General features: G+C 60.8%; 16 protein-coding genes and 3 tRNA genes. 12 read left to right on the top strand and 7 right to left on the bottom strand.

All coding sequences use genetic code 11. From position 1 onward, the window contains the following. Positions 1 to 62: 62 nt before the first annotated feature. The 3 genes from ACTYOL_RS21210 to ACTYOL_RS21200 form a co-directional block, all read right to left on the bottom strand. Positions 63 to 139 (bottom strand) — tRNA-Met (locus ACTYOL_RS21210). A gap of 120 nt (positions 140 to 259) precedes the next feature. Beyond that, a tRNA-Met gene (locus ACTYOL_RS21205) sits at positions 260 to 336 on the bottom strand. Between the two features lie 119 nt (positions 337 to 455). Then, positions 456 to 532 (bottom strand) — tRNA-Met (locus ACTYOL_RS21200). Between the two features lie 245 nt (positions 533 to 777). On the opposite strand from ACTYOL_RS21200, the gene dinB reads away from it, so the two are divergent. After that, a complete protein-coding gene (gene dinB / locus ACTYOL_RS21195) occupies positions 778 to 1836 on the top strand; it encodes a DNA polymerase IV (RefSeq protein ID WP_444758171.1) in 1059 nt (352 codons plus the stop codon). Between the two features lie 30 nt (positions 1837 to 1866). Here the strand turns inward: dinB and ACTYOL_RS21190 are convergent, their stop codons facing one another. The 3 genes from ACTYOL_RS21190 to ACTYOL_RS21180 form a co-directional block, all read right to left on the bottom strand. Then, positions 1867 to 2820: a hypothetical protein gene (locus ACTYOL_RS21190; protein WP_054891010.1), complete on the bottom strand. Its 954-nt coding sequence runs from the start codon at positions 2818 to 2820 to the stop codon at positions 1867 to 1869. A gap of 20 nt (positions 2821 to 2840) precedes the next feature. Then, positions 2841 to 4556 carry a proline--tRNA ligase gene (locus ACTYOL_RS21185; RefSeq protein WP_063545881.1) on the bottom strand — a complete coding sequence of 572 codons (1716 nt, stop codon included), beginning with the start codon at positions 4554 to 4556 and terminating at the stop codon, positions 2841 to 2843. A gap of 159 nt (positions 4557 to 4715) precedes the next feature. Continuing rightward, positions 4716 to 6017 (bottom strand): OprD family porin, encoded by a 1302-nt coding sequence (locus ACTYOL_RS21180; protein ID WP_063545880.1) that lies wholly within the window; start codon positions 6015 to 6017, stop codon positions 4716 to 4718. 745 nt (positions 6018 to 6762) lie between these two features. Here ACTYOL_RS21180 and ACTYOL_RS21175 point away from each other — a divergent pair. Together ACTYOL_RS21175 and ACTYOL_RS21170 are read left to right on the top strand one after the other, a co-directional pair. Next, a complete protein-coding gene (locus ACTYOL_RS21175; RefSeq protein ID WP_063545879.1) occupies positions 6763 to 7182 on the top strand; it encodes an HIT family protein in 420 nt (139 codons plus the stop codon). A 3-nt stretch (positions 7183 to 7185) separates the two neighbouring features. After that, positions 7186 to 7392, top strand: coding sequence for a SlyX family protein (locus tag ACTYOL_RS21170; RefSeq protein WP_054891006.1), 207 nt, complete (start codon positions 7186 to 7188; stop codon positions 7390 to 7392). 18 nt (positions 7393 to 7410) lie between these two features. Here the strand turns inward: ACTYOL_RS21170 and ACTYOL_RS21165 are convergent, their stop codons facing one another. After that, positions 7411 to 8004 (bottom strand): cold-shock protein, encoded by a 594-nt coding sequence (locus ACTYOL_RS21165; protein WP_054891005.1) that lies wholly within the window; start codon positions 8002 to 8004, stop codon positions 7411 to 7413. Between the two features lie 281 nt (positions 8005 to 8285). Between ACTYOL_RS21165 and ACTYOL_RS21160 the strand changes: the two genes are divergently transcribed. The 9 genes from ACTYOL_RS21160 to ybgC all read left to right on the top strand — a co-directional run bounded on the left by ACTYOL_RS21160 (position 8286) and on the right by ybgC (position 15230). Continuing rightward, positions 8286 to 8759 carry a Dps family protein gene (locus ACTYOL_RS21160; protein ID WP_023381917.1) on the top strand — a complete coding sequence of 158 codons (474 nt, stop codon included), beginning with the start codon at positions 8286 to 8288 and terminating at the stop codon, positions 8757 to 8759. Between the two features lie 179 nt (positions 8760 to 8938). Further along, the gene (locus ACTYOL_RS21155; RefSeq protein ID WP_054891004.1) at positions 8939 to 9256 is read left to right on the top strand and encodes a ribbon-helix-helix domain-containing protein; all 318 of its coding nucleotides are present in this window, start codon (positions 8939 to 8941) and stop codon (positions 9254 to 9256) included. A 92-nt stretch (positions 9257 to 9348) separates the two neighbouring features. After that, positions 9349 to 9567, top strand: coding sequence for an FmdB family zinc ribbon protein (locus ACTYOL_RS21150; RefSeq protein WP_197890612.1), 219 nt, complete (start codon positions 9349 to 9351; stop codon positions 9565 to 9567). 94 nt (positions 9568 to 9661) lie between these two features. Beyond that, a complete protein-coding gene (gene aspS, locus ACTYOL_RS21145) occupies positions 9662 to 11437 on the top strand; it encodes an aspartate--tRNA ligase (RefSeq protein ID WP_054891002.1) in 1776 nt (591 codons plus the stop codon). Between the two features lie 109 nt (positions 11438 to 11546). After that, complete coding sequence (locus ACTYOL_RS21140; RefSeq protein ID WP_054891001.1) at positions 11547 to 12293, top strand: YebC/PmpR family DNA-binding transcriptional regulator; 747 nt, start codon at positions 11547 to 11549, stop codon at positions 12291 to 12293. 64 nt (positions 12294 to 12357) lie between these two features. Further along, positions 12358 to 12882 (top strand): crossover junction endodeoxyribonuclease RuvC, encoded by a 525-nt coding sequence (gene ruvC, locus ACTYOL_RS21135; protein ID WP_054891000.1) that lies wholly within the window; start codon positions 12358 to 12360, stop codon positions 12880 to 12882. 109 nt (positions 12883 to 12991) lie between these two features. Continuing rightward, on the top strand, positions 12992 to 13609 hold the full coding sequence (ruvA, locus tag ACTYOL_RS21130; RefSeq protein ID WP_063545876.1) for a Holliday junction branch migration protein RuvA: 618 nt from the start codon (positions 12992 to 12994) through the stop codon (positions 13607 to 13609). Next, entirely contained in the window at positions 13606 to 14652 is a 1047-nt protein-coding gene (gene ruvB, locus ACTYOL_RS21125; RefSeq protein ID WP_054890998.1) for a Holliday junction branch migration DNA helicase RuvB, read from the top strand. The genes ruvA and ruvB overlap by 4 nt, the downstream gene beginning before the upstream one ends. A gap of 125 nt (positions 14653 to 14777) precedes the next feature. Then, entirely contained in the window at positions 14778 to 15230 is a 453-nt protein-coding gene (gene ybgC, locus ACTYOL_RS21120) for a tol-pal system-associated acyl-CoA thioesterase (protein WP_054890997.1), read from the top strand.

Genomic DNA, 15230 nt, shown 5'->3' with positions numbered 1-15230 from the left:
AAAGGGCAAACGCAACAAGCCCCGCGCTATCCAAGGATAGGCGGGGCCTGTTCTGACGAATATGGTTGCGGGAGCCGGATTTGAACCGACGACCTTCGGGTTATGAGCCCGACGAGCTACCAGGCTGCTCCATCCCGCGTCAGAGGTGCGCATTCTACGGATTATCGACGGACTGTCAAACCTTAATGCGTGTTGAGCGTGGATATTCATCAAAGCAAAGAAAAAGGCCACTGTGTTAACAGTGGCCTTTTCTTGAATCTGGTTGCGGGAGCCGGATTTGAACCGACGACCTTCGGGTTATGAGCCCGACGAGCTACCAGGCTGCTCCATCCCGCGTCAGTGGTGCGCATTCTACGGATTATCGACGGGCTGTCAATCTTAATCCTTGATTTACGTGGATATTTTTCAAGGCAAAGAAAAAGGCCACTGTGTGAACAGTGGCCTTTTCTCGAATCTGGTTGCGGGAGCCGGATTTGAACCGACGACCTTCGGGTTATGAGCCCGACGAGCTACCAGGCTGCTCCATCCCGCGCCTGTGGAATCGAATTCTACGGAAATCCTTCCGTGAGTCAAGCTATTTTTCAAAAAACCCTTTTTTGTTCAATCCCTTAGCCTGTTGCACAGGCCAGGAGCTGAGCCATGACGCGGGTTGTAGCGGGTTTTGCGAGGGGGCAGTCATACCGATCATCCTTGCCCCCGTCGGGTGGGGCTGACGAATGCCGAGGCACGTGCTGTAATATCTGTATGAATTTACAGTGCTGACGGTCAGTCATGTCCCTGCGCAAGATCATCCACATCGATTGTGACTGTTTCTACGCCGCCATCGAGATGCGTGACGACCCCCGGCTGGCGGGTCGACCCATGGCTGTGGGCGGTCAGCCGGGGCAGCGTGGGGTGATCGCCACCTGTAACTACGAGGCAAGGGCCTATGGAGTGCGTTCGGCGATGTCGTCGGGGCATGCCATGAAGTTGTGCCCGGACCTGCTGATCGTCAAGCCGCATTTCGAGGCCTACCGTGAGGCCTCGCGGGAAATCCATGCGATATTTCGTGACTACACCGATCTGATCGAGCCCCTGTCGCTGGATGAGGCGTATCTGGATGTCAGCGACAGCCAGTGGTTTTCCGGCAGTGCCACGCGGATTGCCGAGGACATCCGTCGGCGCGTTTCCCAGACCTTGCACATCACGGTGTCCGCTGGCGTTGCACCGAACAAGTTCCTGGCCAAGATCGCCAGCGATTGGCGCAAACCCAATGGTTTGTTCGTGATCAGGCCCGATCAGGTCGATGAGTTCGTTGCCGCACTGCCGGTGGCACGCCTGCACGGGGTGGGCAAGGTGACTGCCGACAAGCTTTCAAGACTTGGTATCGATACCTGTCAGTCATTGCGCGAATGGTCGCGCCTGAGCCTGGTGCGCGAGTTCGGCAGTTTCGGTGAGCGGTTGTGGGGGCTTGCCCATGGCATCGACGAACGGGTCGTACAGAACGACAGCCGGCGCCAGTCGGTCAGCGTCGAAAACACCTACGACAACGATCTCCCTGACTTGGCCAGTTGCCTGGAAAAAATCCCGGATCTGCTCGACAGCCTGAACGGGCGGATTGCGCGGATGGACAGCAGCTACAAGCCAGACAAGCCTTTCGTCAAGGTCAAGTTCCATGATTTCAGCCAGACCACCCTGGAACAGGCGGGGGCAGGGCGGGACCTTGAAAGCTATCGGCAATTGCTCAGCCAGGCCTTCGCTCGGGGTGGCAAGCCGGTGAGGTTGCTGGGAGTGGGGGTAAGGTTGCGGGATCTGCGCGGTGCGCATGAGCAGTTGGAGCTGTTTCCTGCTCAATAAAAGAAAGGGGCGCATGGCGCCCCGTTCTTTTTACCGCTCTCCAGGGTCGGCGACCAATCTGCCGGTTTCCTTGGTCAGCGTCTTGAGGAATTCCTGCTGCAACTCCGGATCGTTGCGTGTCAGCTCGATCAGGCTCTGTTCCAGTTCGCTGGCTTCCTCTTCCAGGCCCAGTTCCGAGAGACGTTTGACCCGGTGTACCCACTGGCCAACGTCATCGTCCTCGAGGTCGTCGAAGATCAGCTCATGAGCCTCCAGCAGCTTGTTGCGCAGCGTACCGCTGACCAACAGGCTGGCGTCGCCGCGGATGCCGTTGTCTTCATCGATCGCCGCCAGATGCAGGGTGCCGATATGGTTGAGGTTCTGCTCCGAGAATGGGCTGTCGAGCAGGTTCAGGCGTAGCACACCATGCTTGTCGGTGGTCAGCTCGTGGGTCATCTTGCCAGCCTTGACCTCGACCAGGCGCTCGTTCCACGGCAGGCTGGTGAACTCCTCGCGCTTGTCCTTCTGGATTTCGCTGATGCCTGCGAGGTTCTGCTGTGCGCGACCGTTGGACTGCACGTTCATGAACGGATTGAGCCCGGCCAGGCCGTAGCTCAGCCAGTCGTGGGTCATGCTCTGCGGCAGGCTGTCGAAGGTGATCACGTTGACCACGTTGGCGCCTATGCCCGCGACCACCGCCACCGCACCCAGTGGGATCTCGTAGATCTCCCGCCAGGGCTGGTAGGGCGTGTAGCGGTCGTAGCGCCGCGTGACTTCGAACTCGGTGACCTCGAAGCGTCGCTGTTCATTGATGCGAACACGCCGTTGCGGAAGCTCCATCACCTTGGGCTCGCCGACGTCGATCTGCAGACTGTGCTCGAGCAACTTGCGCTCGACACGTTCCTCATGCTCGCTGCGCTGGGACATCTGGTTGGCGCAGCCGCTGAGGAACAGGGCGCCGCAGAGCGCGGCGCCCCCCAGGGTAAAGGTACTTCGCTTGGACATGTTCACTCGTGCATTGGTGGTCAGCGGCGGATGCGGGCCTGCAGGAAGGTCAGCACTTCGTTGAGCGGCAGCGGCTGGGCATCCTGTTCGGTGCGGTGCTTGTACTCCAGGTTGCCGTCGGCCAGACCGCGATCGCTGACGACGATGCGGTGCGGGATGCCGATCAGTTCCATGTCGGCGAACTTGATGCCGGGGCTGGTCTTCTTGTCACGGTCGTCCAGCAGCACTTCGTAGCCTGCGGCAGTCAGCTCGGCGTAGAGCTTGTCGGTTGCCTCGCGCACGGCGTCGGTCTCGTAGCGCAATGGCACGAGGGCGATCTGGAAGGGCGCCAGGGCATCGTTCCAGATGATGCCCTTGTCGTCATGGTTCTGCTCGATGGCGGCGGCGACCACGCGGGACACGCCGATACCATAGCAACCCATCGACAGCACCACTGGCTTGCCGTTCTCGCCCAGTACCTGGCACTTGAGCGCCTCGCTGTACTTGGTGCCGAGCTGGAAGATGTGGCCCACTTCGATACCGCGCTTGATGACCAGTGTGCCCTGGCCGTCGGGGCTCGGATCACCGGCGACGACGTTGCGCAGGTCCGCGACCTGTGGCACTGGCAGGTCACGCTCCCAGTTCACGCCGAAGTAGTGCTTGTCGTCGATGTTGGCGCCGATGCCGAAGTCGCTCATCAGGGCGACCGAACGGTCGATGATGCATTCCAGCGGCAGGTTCAGTGGGCCGAGCGAGCCGGCACCGGCACCGATGGCTGCGCGCAGCTCGGCGTCGCTGGCCATGACCAGCGGGTCGGCAACCTGTTCCAGCTTGGTGGCCTTGATTTCGTTCAGCTCGTGGTCGCCACGTACGATCAGGGCGACCAGCTTGCCTTCCTCGGCGCCACGCACGATCAGGGTCTTGACGGTCTTCTCGATCGCCAGGCCGTGGTTCTCGACCAGTTCGGCGATGGTCTTGGCGTTTGGCGTGTCGACCAGGCGCAGTTCTTCGGTCGGCGCTGGGCGCACGGTTTCCCGTGGAATCGCTTCGGCCTTCTCGATGTTGGCGGCGTAGTCGGAGGTGTCGCTGAAGATCACGTCGTCTTCGCCGGAAGAGGCCAGGACGTGGAATTCGTGGGAGTAGCTGCCACCGATCGAGCCGGTGTCGGCCTGCACCGGACGGAAGTCCAGGCCCAGGCGGGTAAAGATGTTGGAGTACGCCTGGTGCATGCGGTCGTAGGTTTCCTGCAGGGAAGCCTGGTCGGCATGGAAGGAGTAGGCGTCCTTCATGATGAACTCGCGGCCGCGCATCAGGCCGAAGCGCGGACGGATCTCGTCACGGAACTTGGTCTGGATCTGGTACATGTTCAGCGGCAGCTGTTTGTAGCTGGACAGCTCGTTGCGTGCCAGGTCGGTGATCACTTCTTCGTGAGTCGGGCCGACGCAGAAATCACGGTCGTGGCGGTCTTTCAGGCGCAGCAGCTCGGGGCCGTATTGCTCCCAGCGCCCGGATTCCTGCCACAACTCTGCGGGCTGGATGCTCGGCATCAGCACCTCAAGGGCACCGGCGGCGTTCATTTCTTCGCGCACCACGTTCTCGACCTTGCGCATGACACGCAGGCCCATCGGCAGCCACGTGTACAGGCCGGAGGCCAGCTTGCGGATCATGCCGGCGCGCAGCATCAGCTGGTGGCTGATGACAACGGCGTCTGCCGGGGTTTCTTTCTGGGTGGCGAGCAAATATTGACTGGTGCGCATGGGAAGCCGTGTCGATTGCCTGAATGTTTGAAATGACCCCGCATTGTACGGGGGCGAGACGAAGGCGTACAGGATGCCCCAGGGCGCTCGGCTTGTCAGCCAAGAAAAAGCCCGGCAGATGCCGGGCTTCTTCAGGTGCGGGGCATTGCAAGCCGGGGCTTACAGGATGCTCAGCGGGTACTCGACGATCAGGCGCAGTTCGTCGATCGATGCGGAGCCGTAGTAGACGCCATCGGCGGAGCGGTAAGTGGCCTGGCGGACACGGAAGCTCAGGTCTTTGGCCGGACCTTCCTGCAGGACGTACTTGACGTCGATGTCGCGTTCCCATTCCTTGCCGTTGGTGGTGCCTTCGACGTGAGCACCGGTACCACGGGCGTAGCGGGTCATGAAGGTCAGGCCTGGAATGCCGTACTCGGCGAAGTTCAGATCGTAGCGAGCCTGCCAGGACTTCTCGCCTTCGGCGTTGAAGTCGGAGCGGGCGATGGAGTTGGCGAGGAAGATGGTGCCGCCGCCGTCTACGCCATAGGCGTAGTCGCCGTCACCGGTGACCTTCTGGTAGGCCAGGGTGAAGGTGTGAGCGCCAACGTTGTAGGCGCCAGACAGGCTGAATGCACGGTTGTCCAGTTTGTCGCCATCGAAGGCGCGTACCTTGCCTTCGCCATCGCTCTTGGTGTCATAGATGTTGAAGTCGAACACCAGGCCTTGTTTGTCGGACAGCGGCAGTGCCCAGTTGACGTTGGCGTAGTATTTGCGCCAGTAGTCTTCGACTTTGGAGTAGTAGAGGCTGGTGCTCAGGCCGTCGGTCACGGCATAGGTGCCACCGAAGACGTTCGCTTCGGTCAGACCCGGGTTCTTGATGCCGAGGTTGTTACGACCGCCGATGCTGTCCTTGTAGCTCTGGGCTTGTGCGTCCAGACGGGTGAAGTGACCGGCGTTCAGCTCCAGGCCTTCGATCTCCTTGCTGGTCAGCAGGAAGCCTTCGGCGGCTTCCGGCAGCAGGCGGCTATCGTCAGTGGCGAAGACTGGCAGCGAGGTGAACTGGCCGCCGAACTTGAGGACGGTGTTCGAGATGCGTGCTTTGACGGCACCGTAGCCCTTCGAATAGGAGTCTTCCGGGCGACCTTCGGAGTCGACGGGGAACAGGCCGGTGTTGGTGGTGCCACGACCGCCGTCGAGCTTGATGCCCAGCAGGCCGATGGCGTCGACACCGACACCAACGGTGCCCTGGGTGAAGCCGGATTCGAAGGTGCCGATGAAGCCTTGGCCCCACTCGGCGCGACGGCTTTGTTCGTCGCTTGGGTTGTTGCGGAAGTCACGGCTGAAATACAGGTTACGCAGCTTCACGTTGAGCTTGCTGTCGTCAACGAAGCCTTTGGAGTCATCCTGCGACGACGCCATTGCCAGTCCAGAAGTCCCCGCTGCAACAGCCAGGGCGATCATGCTCCACTTCATCACGCGCATCGTGATTTGCTCCTTTGGTTTTAGGAAGAGTACCGCTGCGCCCAAGTGTTTTAGTTATATGGGGCAGCTCTTTCTTTTTATGTCGGCGAAAATGTATATCACGCTGACTGTACTTGGCGACATGAAAAACGGAACCTTTCGGTAAGTTTACGGTCGTGTCGCTTTTGGCTATTTCCATGTCGCAAATCACGTCCCGCTAAAGGCGGGTCGTACACCCCAGCGCTGCTTCGAAGTCCGTCACGATTCCGTAAAGAATGGCTGTGTACTCGAAGCTCCCTGGTGAATCCCTTGTCGCTGTTGTTATTTGTCGCGTTCACCGGCTAATGCAGGTGCCGTGCCGACTTGGCGTAAAAAGAATGCAACAAGCGTGCACAAAAACGATCAGTGTTGATGAATTTTTCACAAATGCCCGCAAAGCGTCCTGAAACCTCCGGAAACACTGGGTTCAGGTGCTTTGAGGGTATAACGCGATGTTGATTATCGTTTGCAAAATAAAGCTGGCTTGAAAGTCAAGGTGTTACCGCTGACTGTTGATGCTGAGTAGTTTGTACCAGGCGGGTATGACAGGTGTATTTTTCGTTGCTTCATTTTGGTGCGAAAAGTAGCGCAGTGTTACCGCTTTTGGCGCGTACGTCTCGGTCGGGGGCGGACAAGTGAGTGGGTCGTGTCGTGGGCTCTGCAAGCAAGGTATCCTTGCGCTCCACCCGCGTTCGAGTCGGGTCGTGTCATTCGATGGAGGTTTGCCGTGTTTGTCCTGGATTCGCGTCTGCAGCAGGATTCCCTGGTGCTGGGGGATTTCCCGTTGTCCCGTCTTTTGCTGAGCAAGGATGCCAACTACCCCTGGTTCATCCTGGTGCCGCGCCGTGCTGATGTCAGCGAGCTGTTCCAGCTGGATCTGGCCGACCAGCAACAACTATGGAAGGAAACCACTTTGCTCGCCGAGGCGCTCAAGGGCGAATTCCTGGCTGACAAGATGAATGTCGCCACGCTGGGCAATGTCGTCAGTCAGTTGCACATGCACGTGGTGGTGCGTCATCGCGGCGATGCGGCGTGGCCAGCGCCGGTGTGGGGCAAGGTGCCCGCGCTCGATTACGCGCCCGCGCAGGTCGATGCAATCCGCCAGCGCCTGCGCGGGTTGGCGCTTGAAGGTTTCGAGGAGGCCTGAGCCATGTCACTGGAAGCGAGAATCGTCGAGCTGGAGATGCGCCAGGCGTTTCAGGATGACACCCTTCAGGCGCTCAGCGACGAAGTGGCCGGGCAGAACCGGCTGATCGAGCGTCTGCAGTTGCAGATCGCCGAACTGATCAAGCGTCATGAAGAGATGGTCGGCCAGTACGAGGCCGGAGGGGAGGAGCCTCCACCACCTCATTATTGAGGTGATGGAGGCGGGTGGTCAGCGGCGTGAAACCGCGACCACGTCTTCGGCCTGCAGGCCTTTGTCGCGATGCATTACCGAGAACTCCACGCGCTGGCCTTCGACCAGGACGCGATGGCCTTCGCCGCGGATGGCGCGAAAGTGCACGAAGATGTCATCGCCGGAGTCGCGGGAGATGAATCCGAAGCCTTTCGAGGTATTGAACCACTTCACGGTGCCGGTATCGCGCTTGCTGGCATCTTGCGGGCCTGCCTGGCTGGCGCGTGACTTGCGGCTGCTGCGGGCGAAGCCTGCGGCCAGGTGCAGGGCGGCTGCCAGTGCCGCGCAGAGCAGCGCCGACAAGCTGCCGAGCTCGGGGCGGGCAAGAACGGTGATGGTTTGCAGGATCACCGCCAGCACCAGGAGTGCGCTGGCCAGGTGTTGCAGTTGCTGGCGGGCGCCGCGGTAGTAAAGCGGTACAACCGGTGCCAGGACCAGGTTGAGCAGGCCCAGGAGTACCAGGTAAACCGCTTCGGGTTGTTGCAGGAAGGGTGTGGCGTCGGTTTTGAGGCTGGGTATGAACGACAGCAGCAAAGCCGCAACGCCCGTCACCAGATGGACGATCTTGAACATTGGGTTGGCTCACATATTTGGATAAGGCCGATCACAGGAAGAGCTGGCAGCACGGTGCGCATGAGGTATGGAGCGCGATCACGTGACTGTTCAGCCTATGCACCCGGCAATAACAGTCCGCACGGGTGGCACCCTGCCTATTTAACAGCAAAGCCAGGGGGTTCTCAAACCGCAGGGGTGGTCAGGCGATGTGTTGCCTTGTGTCACATGCAGCCGTCTGCAACTCTTGGTACAGTGTTTTCGCCCGCTTGATCGTCAAGCCTTATGGAAAGGGGAGATTCATGGCAATCGATATCGGTATCAGCGAAGAAGATCGCAAGTCCATCGTCGAAGGGTTGTCCCGCCTGCTGTCGGACACCTATGTGCTGTATCTGAAAACCCACAACTTCCACTGGAACGTTACCGGTCCGTCGTTCCGAACCCTGCACCTGATGTTCGAAGAGCAGTACAACGAACTGGCCCTGGCAGTCGACTCGATCGCCGAACGCATTCGCGCGCTGGGATTCCCGGCGCCGGGTTCCTATGCATTCTATGCGCGCCATTCCTCGATCAAGGAGGAAGAGGGAGTGCCCGCTGCCGATGAAATGATCCGCCAGCTGGTCCAGGGGCAAGAGGCGGTGGTGCGCACGGCGCGCAGCATCTTCCCGGTGGTGGACAAGGTCAGTGACGAGCCGACGGCCGACCTGCTCACCCAGCGCATGCAGGTGCACGAAAAAACCGCCTGGATGCTGCGAGTGCTGCTCGACGGCAAATAACGATGCGCCGGCCTATGGCCAGGCTGGTCCATCAAGCCCGGTGTCGCCTTGCGATCCCGGGCTTTTTTATTATGGGGAAACCCTTGCTGCTGCTCTGTGATGCCGGAACGGCGCTTCATTGAAGCACCCTCGACCTTGTTGTGCGGGGTATGAAGTGATCGCAATCAAGGAGCAGAACCATGGCGCAAGCAAGCAGGCACGGCGGTTGGCCAGGCAGGGATTGTCAGGATCCGTTCAGGGGTGATTTCGACATGTTGCAGGTCGTACCGGTCTCGCGGTCTGTAAGGCTCAATGGTTTTGCCACGTGCCTTCGGCTCGAGGCGGTCTACTGGCGTATTCTGGAGCGTATCGCCGAGGCCAATCGCTGTTCGGTGAGCGCTGTGCTGTCCTACGTCGATCGAGAGGTGCACCTGCGGCAGGGCGGTGTGCGTAATTTCAGTGGGCTGATTCGCGTCATCTGTGTGGCCTGGTTACTTGATCCGCCGAGTACACACTGATCGCCGGGCGGGCTGCACAGCACTCCTTAACCATATATAATCCCGCTTTTTGCTGCCCCGGCAGCCAGCGTTGTGGTTGACGAGAGACTTCCATGCCCCTTTATGACTATCAATGTGCTTCCTGCGACCACCGCATGGAGGTGTTGCAGAAAATCAGCGCCGCGCCATTGACCGATTGTCCGGCATGCCAGGCGTCGGCCCTGAAGAAATTGCTGTCGGTACCCGGCTTTCGCCTGAGTGGCAATGGCTGGTACGAGACCGACTTCAAGACCGGGGCGAAGAAGAACCTGGCCGGCGAAAAGGCCGACTGAGTTGAATTGCAGCGACAGGGTCTTGCACTATTAGCCCTCAGGGCGGACAAGACCTCCACCGAATACACGAATCACGAGAAGCGAAACCACGATCATGATGCGCAGCCATTATTGCGGCCAACTGAACGAGAGCCTGGACGGCCAGGAAGTCACCCTTTGCGGCTGGGTCCATCGGCGTCGCGACCACGGCGGGGTGATCTTCCTCGACATCCGTGACCGCGAAGGCATGGCCCAGGTCGTGTTCGATCCGGATCGCGCCGAAACCTTCGCCGCCGCCGACCGCGTGCGCAGCGAATACGTGGTGCAGATCACCGGCAAGGTGCGCAAGCGCCCTGACGGCGCGGTGAACGCGAACATGGCCTCCGGCGCCATCGAGATCCTCGGTTACCAGCTGAACGTGCTCAACGAAGCTGAGACCCCGCCATTCCCGTTGAACGAATACTCCGACGTCGGCGAAGAAACCCGCCTGCGCTATCGTTTCATCGACCTGCGTCGCCCGGAAATGGCCGACAAGCTGCGCCTGCGTTCGCGCATCACCAGCAGCATTCGCCGCTTCCTCGACGAGAACGGCTTCCTCGACGTCGAAACGCCGATCCTGACCCGTGCCACTCCGGAAGGCGCGCGCGACTACCTGGTGCCCAGCCGCACCCACGCTGGCAGCTTCTTCGCCCTGCCGCAGTCGCCCCAACTGTTCAAGCAACTGCTGATGGTGGCCGGCTTCGACCGCTACTACCAGATTGCCAAGTGCTTCCGCGATGAAGACCTGCGTGCCGACCGCCAGCCGGAATTCACCCAGATCGACATCGAGACCAGCTTCCTCGACGAGTCCGAGATCATGGGCCTCACCGAGAGCATGATCCGCAAGCTGTTCAAGGAAGTGCTCGACCTCGAGTTCGGCGACTTCCCGCACATGACCTTCGAAGAAGCCATGCGTCGTTATGGCTCCGACAAGCCGGACCTGCGCATCCCGCTGGAACTGGTCGATGTTGCCGATCAGCTCAAGGACGTCGACTTCAAGGTCTTTGCAGGCCCTGCCAACGATCCGAAGTGCCGTGTCACTGCCCTGCGCCTGCCGGGCGGCGCTGCCATGCCGCGCAGCAAGATCGACGAGTACACCAAGTTCGTCGGCATCTACGGTGCCAAGGGCCTGGCGTACATCAAGGTCAACGAGCGCGCCAAGGGCGTCGAGGGCCTGCAGTCGCCGATCGTCAAGAACATCCCTGAGGCCAACCTCAACGTGATCCTCGATCGCGTCGGCGCGGTCGATGGCGACATCGTGTTCTTCGGGGCCGACAAGTTCAAGGTCGTCAGCGAGGCCCTGGGCGCGCTGCGTATCAAGCTGGGTCACGACTTCAACCTGCTCACCTGCGAGTGGGCACCGATGTGGGTCGTCGACTTCCCGATGTTCGAAGAGAACGAAGACGGCAGCTTCACCGCGCTGCACCACCCGTTCACCGCACCCAAGTGCACCCCTGAAGAGCTGGAGGCCAACCCGGCCACCGCCTTGTCGCGTGCCTACGACATGGTGCTCAACGGCACCGAGCTGGGTGGCGGTTCTATCCGTATCCACCGTAAAGAGATGCAGCAGGCAGTCTTCCGTCTGCTGGGTATCGAGGCGGCGGAACAGGAAGAGAAGTTCGGCTTCCTGCTCGACGCCCTGAAGTTCGGCGCCCCGCCACACGGTGGTCTGGCCTTCGGCCTGGATCGTCTGGTCATGCTGATGACCGGCGCCCAGTCGATCCGCGAAGTGATCGCGTTCCCGAAAACCCAGAGCGCTGCGTGCGTCATGACTCAGGCTCCGGGCCTGGTCGATGCCAAGGCTCTGCGCGAGCTGCACATCCGTCTGCGTGAGCAGACCAAGGTCGAGTAACCGACCGCAGGCGCCCCGAAGTCGGGGCGCTTCGCGCTTGCGCGCAGGATTTTCCGCGTTCCGCCCTTCGGGGCGGAACCTGTTTCTGTTTCAAGGATTTGGAGTCGTTATGGCCGGTCATTCCAAGTGGGCGAATATCAAGCACCGCAAAGAACGCCAGGATGCCAAGAGAGGCAAGATCTTCACCAAGTGGATCCGCGAACTGACCGTCGCTGCCAAGCAGGGTGGTGGTGATCCGGCCTCCAATCCCCGGCTGCGGTTGGCGCTGGACAAGGCGCTGGGTGCCAACATGAGCCGCGACATCATCGATCGTGCGGTGGCGCGTGGGGCTGGCACCAACGAAAGCGACAACGTCGAAGAGCTCAGCTACGAGGGTTACGGCCCCGGTGGCGTGGCGATCATGGTCGAGGCCATGACCGACAACCGCAACCGCACTGCAGCAGCCGTGCGTCATGCCTTCACCAAGTGTGGCGGCAACCTCGGTACCGATGGCTCGGTGGCTTATCTGTTCGAGCGCAAGGGGCAGATCAGCTTTGCACCGGGCGTCGAGGAAGATGCGCTGATCGAGGCGGCCATGGAAGCCGATGCCGATGATGTGGTCGGCAATGACGATGGCTCCTTCGACGTCTTCACCTCCTTCAACAGCTTCTACGCTGTGCGCAATGCGCTGGAAGAGGCGGGCTTCAAGGCTGCCGACGCGGAAATCGTCATGCAGCCGACCACCAGCGCCGAGCTGGATCAGGACGGCGCGGAGAAGGTGCTCAAGCTGATCGATATGCTCGAGGACCTGGACGACGTGCAGAACGTCTACTCCAATGCGCAGATCTCCGACGAGATCATGGAAAAACTCGGCTAAGGTTTTCCTTGGTCTTCGGGGCCTCTTCGCGGGTCAGTGAAATGTGTAAAGAACCGCAGGCTTTATGACGCTGATTCTTGGTATCGACCCCGGTTCGCGAATCACCGGTTATGGTGTGGTACGCCACACGCCGCGGGGGTGCGAGTACGTGGCCTCCGGTTGCATCCGCACCGGTGGTGGCGAGTTGCATGAGCGACTGCAGATCGTGTTTCGCGGCGTCAGCGAGGTGATTCGCCTGCATGGCCCCGTCACCATGGGCATCGAGCGGGTGTTCATGGCACGCAATGCCGACTCGGCGCTCAAGCTTGGCCAGGCCCGCGGTGCAGCCATCGTCGCTGCCGCCGAGGCGGGCCTGGAGATCGCCGAATACACCGCCAGCCAGGTCAAGCAGTCGGTGGCCGGTACGGGCGGGGCGAACAAGGATCAGGTCATGCTGATGGTCATGCACCTGCTCAAGCTGACGCAGAAGCCGCAGATCGACGCCTCCGACGCCTTGGCCATCGCCCTGTGCCACGCCCATACACGCTCCAGCCTGGTGCCCCACGGCCTGGCCACCGCACGCCGGCGCGGTGGGCGCTTGCGTCTGTAACAGCTTCATGCCCTGATACACATTTTGTCCGGGTGACACGCTCACCCGCCGCATTTGCTGATAGGGTTGTCCGGTCTCCGACCAGACGCCCGAGAGAAAGGATCGGAACGTGATTGGACGTTTGCGTGGCACTCTGGCGGAAAAACAACCGCCGCACCTGATTATCGATGTCAATGGCCTGGGCTATGAGCTGGAGGTGCCGATGACGACGCTGTACCGCCTGCCCAAGGTCGGCGAAGCGGTGACGCTGCACACTCATCTGGTTGTGCGCGAAGACGCCCACCTGCTCTATGGCTTCTTCGAGAAGCGCGAGCGCGAGCTGTTCCGCGAGCTGATCCGTCTCAATGGCGTCGGCCCGAAGTTGGCTCTGGCGTTGATGTCGGGCCTCGAGGTCGATGAGCTGGTGCGCTGCGTGCAGGCCCAGGATGCATCGGCTCTGGTGCGCGTACCCGGCGTCGGCAAGAAGACCGCCGAGCGCCTGCTGGTCGAGCTCAAGGACCGTTTCAAGGCCTGGGAAACCTCGCCTGCGATGTTCACCCTGGTGTCCGATGGGCCACTGCCGGTGGCCAGCACTTCCAGCGCCGAAGCCGATGCAGTCAGCGCCCTGATCTCGTTGGGCTACAAACCTCAGGAAGCCAGCAAGGCGGTGTCGGCGATCAAGGACAAGGCGAACATGACCAGCGAGGAACTGATTCGCCATAGCCTCAAAGGGATGATCGTCAAGTGATCGAAGCCGACCGCCTGATCGCCGCCAGCGGGCGCGACCGTGAAGAGGTCCAGGACCGTGCCATTCGTCCGTTGAGCCTGGACGAGTACATCGGCCAACCGGTGGTGCGCGAGCAGATGGGCCTGTTCATCCAGGCTGCCCGCGGCCGCAACGAGTCCCTCGATCACACCTTGATCTTCGGTCCGCCCGGACTGGGCAAGACCACCCTTGCCAATATCATCGCCCACGAGATGGGGGTTTCGGTCAAGAGCACGTCCGGCCCGATCCTCGAGCGCCCGGGTGATCTGGCGGCAATGCTGACCAACCTCGAGCCGCACGACGTGCTGTTCATCGATGAAATCCATCGCCTGTCGCCTGTGGTCGAGGAAGTGCTCTACCCGGCGATGGAGGACTTCCAGCTCGACATCATGATCGGTGAGGGGCCTGCCGCACGTTCGATCAAGCTCGACCTGCCGCCGTTCACCCTGGTCGGTGCGACCACCCGGGCCGGCATGCTCACCAACCCACTGCGTGATCGTTTCGGGATCGTCCAGCGCCTGGAGTTCTACAGCAACCAGGACCTGGCGACCATCGTCAGCCGGTCGGCGAACATTCTGGGGCTTGCCATCGAAGACAAGGGCGCTTTCGAGATCGCTCGTCGCGCCCGCGGTACGCCACGGATCGCCAACCGCCTGCTCCGCCGCGTGCGTGACTACGCCGAGGTGCGTGCGAAGGGCCAGATCACCAAGGAAATCGCCGACAAGGCATTGAACCTTCTGGACGTCGACGAGCGCGGTTTCGACCATTCCGACCGGCGCCTGCTGTTGACCATGATCGAGAAGTTCGATGGCGGACCGGTAGGCGTGGACAACCTGGCGGCTGCGATCAGCGAAGAGCGGCACACCATCGAGGATGTCCTCGAACCGTACCTGATCCAGCAGGGCTACATCATGCGTACGCCGCGTGGCCGCGTGGTCACCCGGCACGCCTACCTGCATTTCGGCCTGAACATTCCGGGGCGCTTTGCCGAGGGCGGAGAATTTTCCGATCCTGACGATGAGTGACAGATCGAATCGGGGTTTTCGTGGTCCTAGCGCTGGCACTTTGCGACAGCGCTGGCAATACGACATTTCCCCTGAAAAAACAGTTGCCGGGGCGGATTGGCAAGCTGAGGAGTAAGCACTAGAGTATGCGCGCGCAAAATCGGCAGGACCCGTTCGCTCACCGTTGTCGCGTCTATTACGAGGATACTGACGCAGGCGGGGTGGTGTACTACGTCAACTACCTGAAATTCATGGAGCGTGCACGCACCGAAAGGTTGCGGCACCTGGGGTTCTCCCAGTCCGAGCTGGCGGAACAGAATCTATTGTTCGTCGTCCACTCCAGCGAGGCACGCTACCACGCGCCGGCACGGTTGGACGATGCGTTGCGGGTAACCGCACAAGTACTTGAATTGAATCGCGCCAGCCTGCGCTTCGTGCAGCAGGTCTGGCGAGAAGCGGATGAAACACTGCTTTGCGAAGGGCAGTTCCTGGTGGCCGCCGTGCGCGCCGACACTTTCAAACCCCGGGCCATTCCCCCTGAACTGCGCGACGCTTTCATGGCGGACGGCACGGGTACTCAATCGAACGCAGGAGAATAA

The organism is Pseudomonas sp. A014 (assembly GCF_052378495.1).
Taxonomy (GTDB): domain Bacteria; phylum Pseudomonadota; class Gammaproteobacteria; order Pseudomonadales; family Pseudomonadaceae; genus Aquipseudomonas; species Aquipseudomonas machongensis.
This window is presented reverse-complemented; position numbering and strand designations above follow the sequence as displayed.

Excerpts from the sequence above, each read along its gene's own strand:
- ACTYOL_RS21155 (WP_054891004.1), top strand. The coding sequence starts at position 8,939 with ATGGCGCAAGCAAGCAGGCACGGCGGTTGGCCAGGCAGGGATTGTCAG.
- ACTYOL_RS21150 (WP_197890612.1), top strand. The coding sequence starts at position 9,349 with ATGCCCCTTTATGACTATCAATGTGCTTCCTGCGACCACCGCATGGAG.
- ACTYOL_RS21190 (WP_054891010.1), bottom strand. The coding sequence starts at position 2,820 with ATGTCCAAGCGAAGTACCTTTACCCTGGGGGGCGCCGCGCTCTGCGGC.
- ybgC (WP_054890997.1), top strand. The coding sequence starts at position 14,778 with ATGCGCGCGCAAAATCGGCAGGACCCGTTCGCTCACCGTTGTCGCGTC.
- ACTYOL_RS21165 (WP_054891005.1), bottom strand. The coding sequence starts at position 8,004 with ATGTTCAAGATCGTCCATCTGGTGACGGGCGTTGCGGCTTTGCTGCTG.
- ACTYOL_RS21140 (WP_054891001.1), top strand. The coding sequence starts at position 11,547 with ATGGCCGGTCATTCCAAGTGGGCGAATATCAAGCACCGCAAAGAACGC.
- aspS (WP_054891002.1), top strand. The coding sequence starts at position 9,662 with ATGATGCGCAGCCATTATTGCGGCCAACTGAACGAGAGCCTGGACGGC.
- ACTYOL_RS21185 (WP_063545881.1), bottom strand. The coding sequence starts at position 4,556 with ATGCGCACCAGTCAATATTTGCTCGCCACCCAGAAAGAAACCCCGGCA.
- ACTYOL_RS21170 (WP_054891006.1), top strand. The coding sequence starts at position 7,186 with ATGTCACTGGAAGCGAGAATCGTCGAGCTGGAGATGCGCCAGGCGTTT.
- ACTYOL_RS21180 (WP_063545880.1), bottom strand. The coding sequence starts at position 6,017 with ATGCGCGTGATGAAGTGGAGCATGATCGCCCTGGCTGTTGCAGCGGGG.
- ruvC (WP_054891000.1), top strand. The coding sequence starts at position 12,358 with ATGACGCTGATTCTTGGTATCGACCCCGGTTCGCGAATCACCGGTTAT.
- ACTYOL_RS21160 (WP_023381917.1), top strand. The coding sequence starts at position 8,286 with ATGGCAATCGATATCGGTATCAGCGAAGAAGATCGCAAGTCCATCGTC.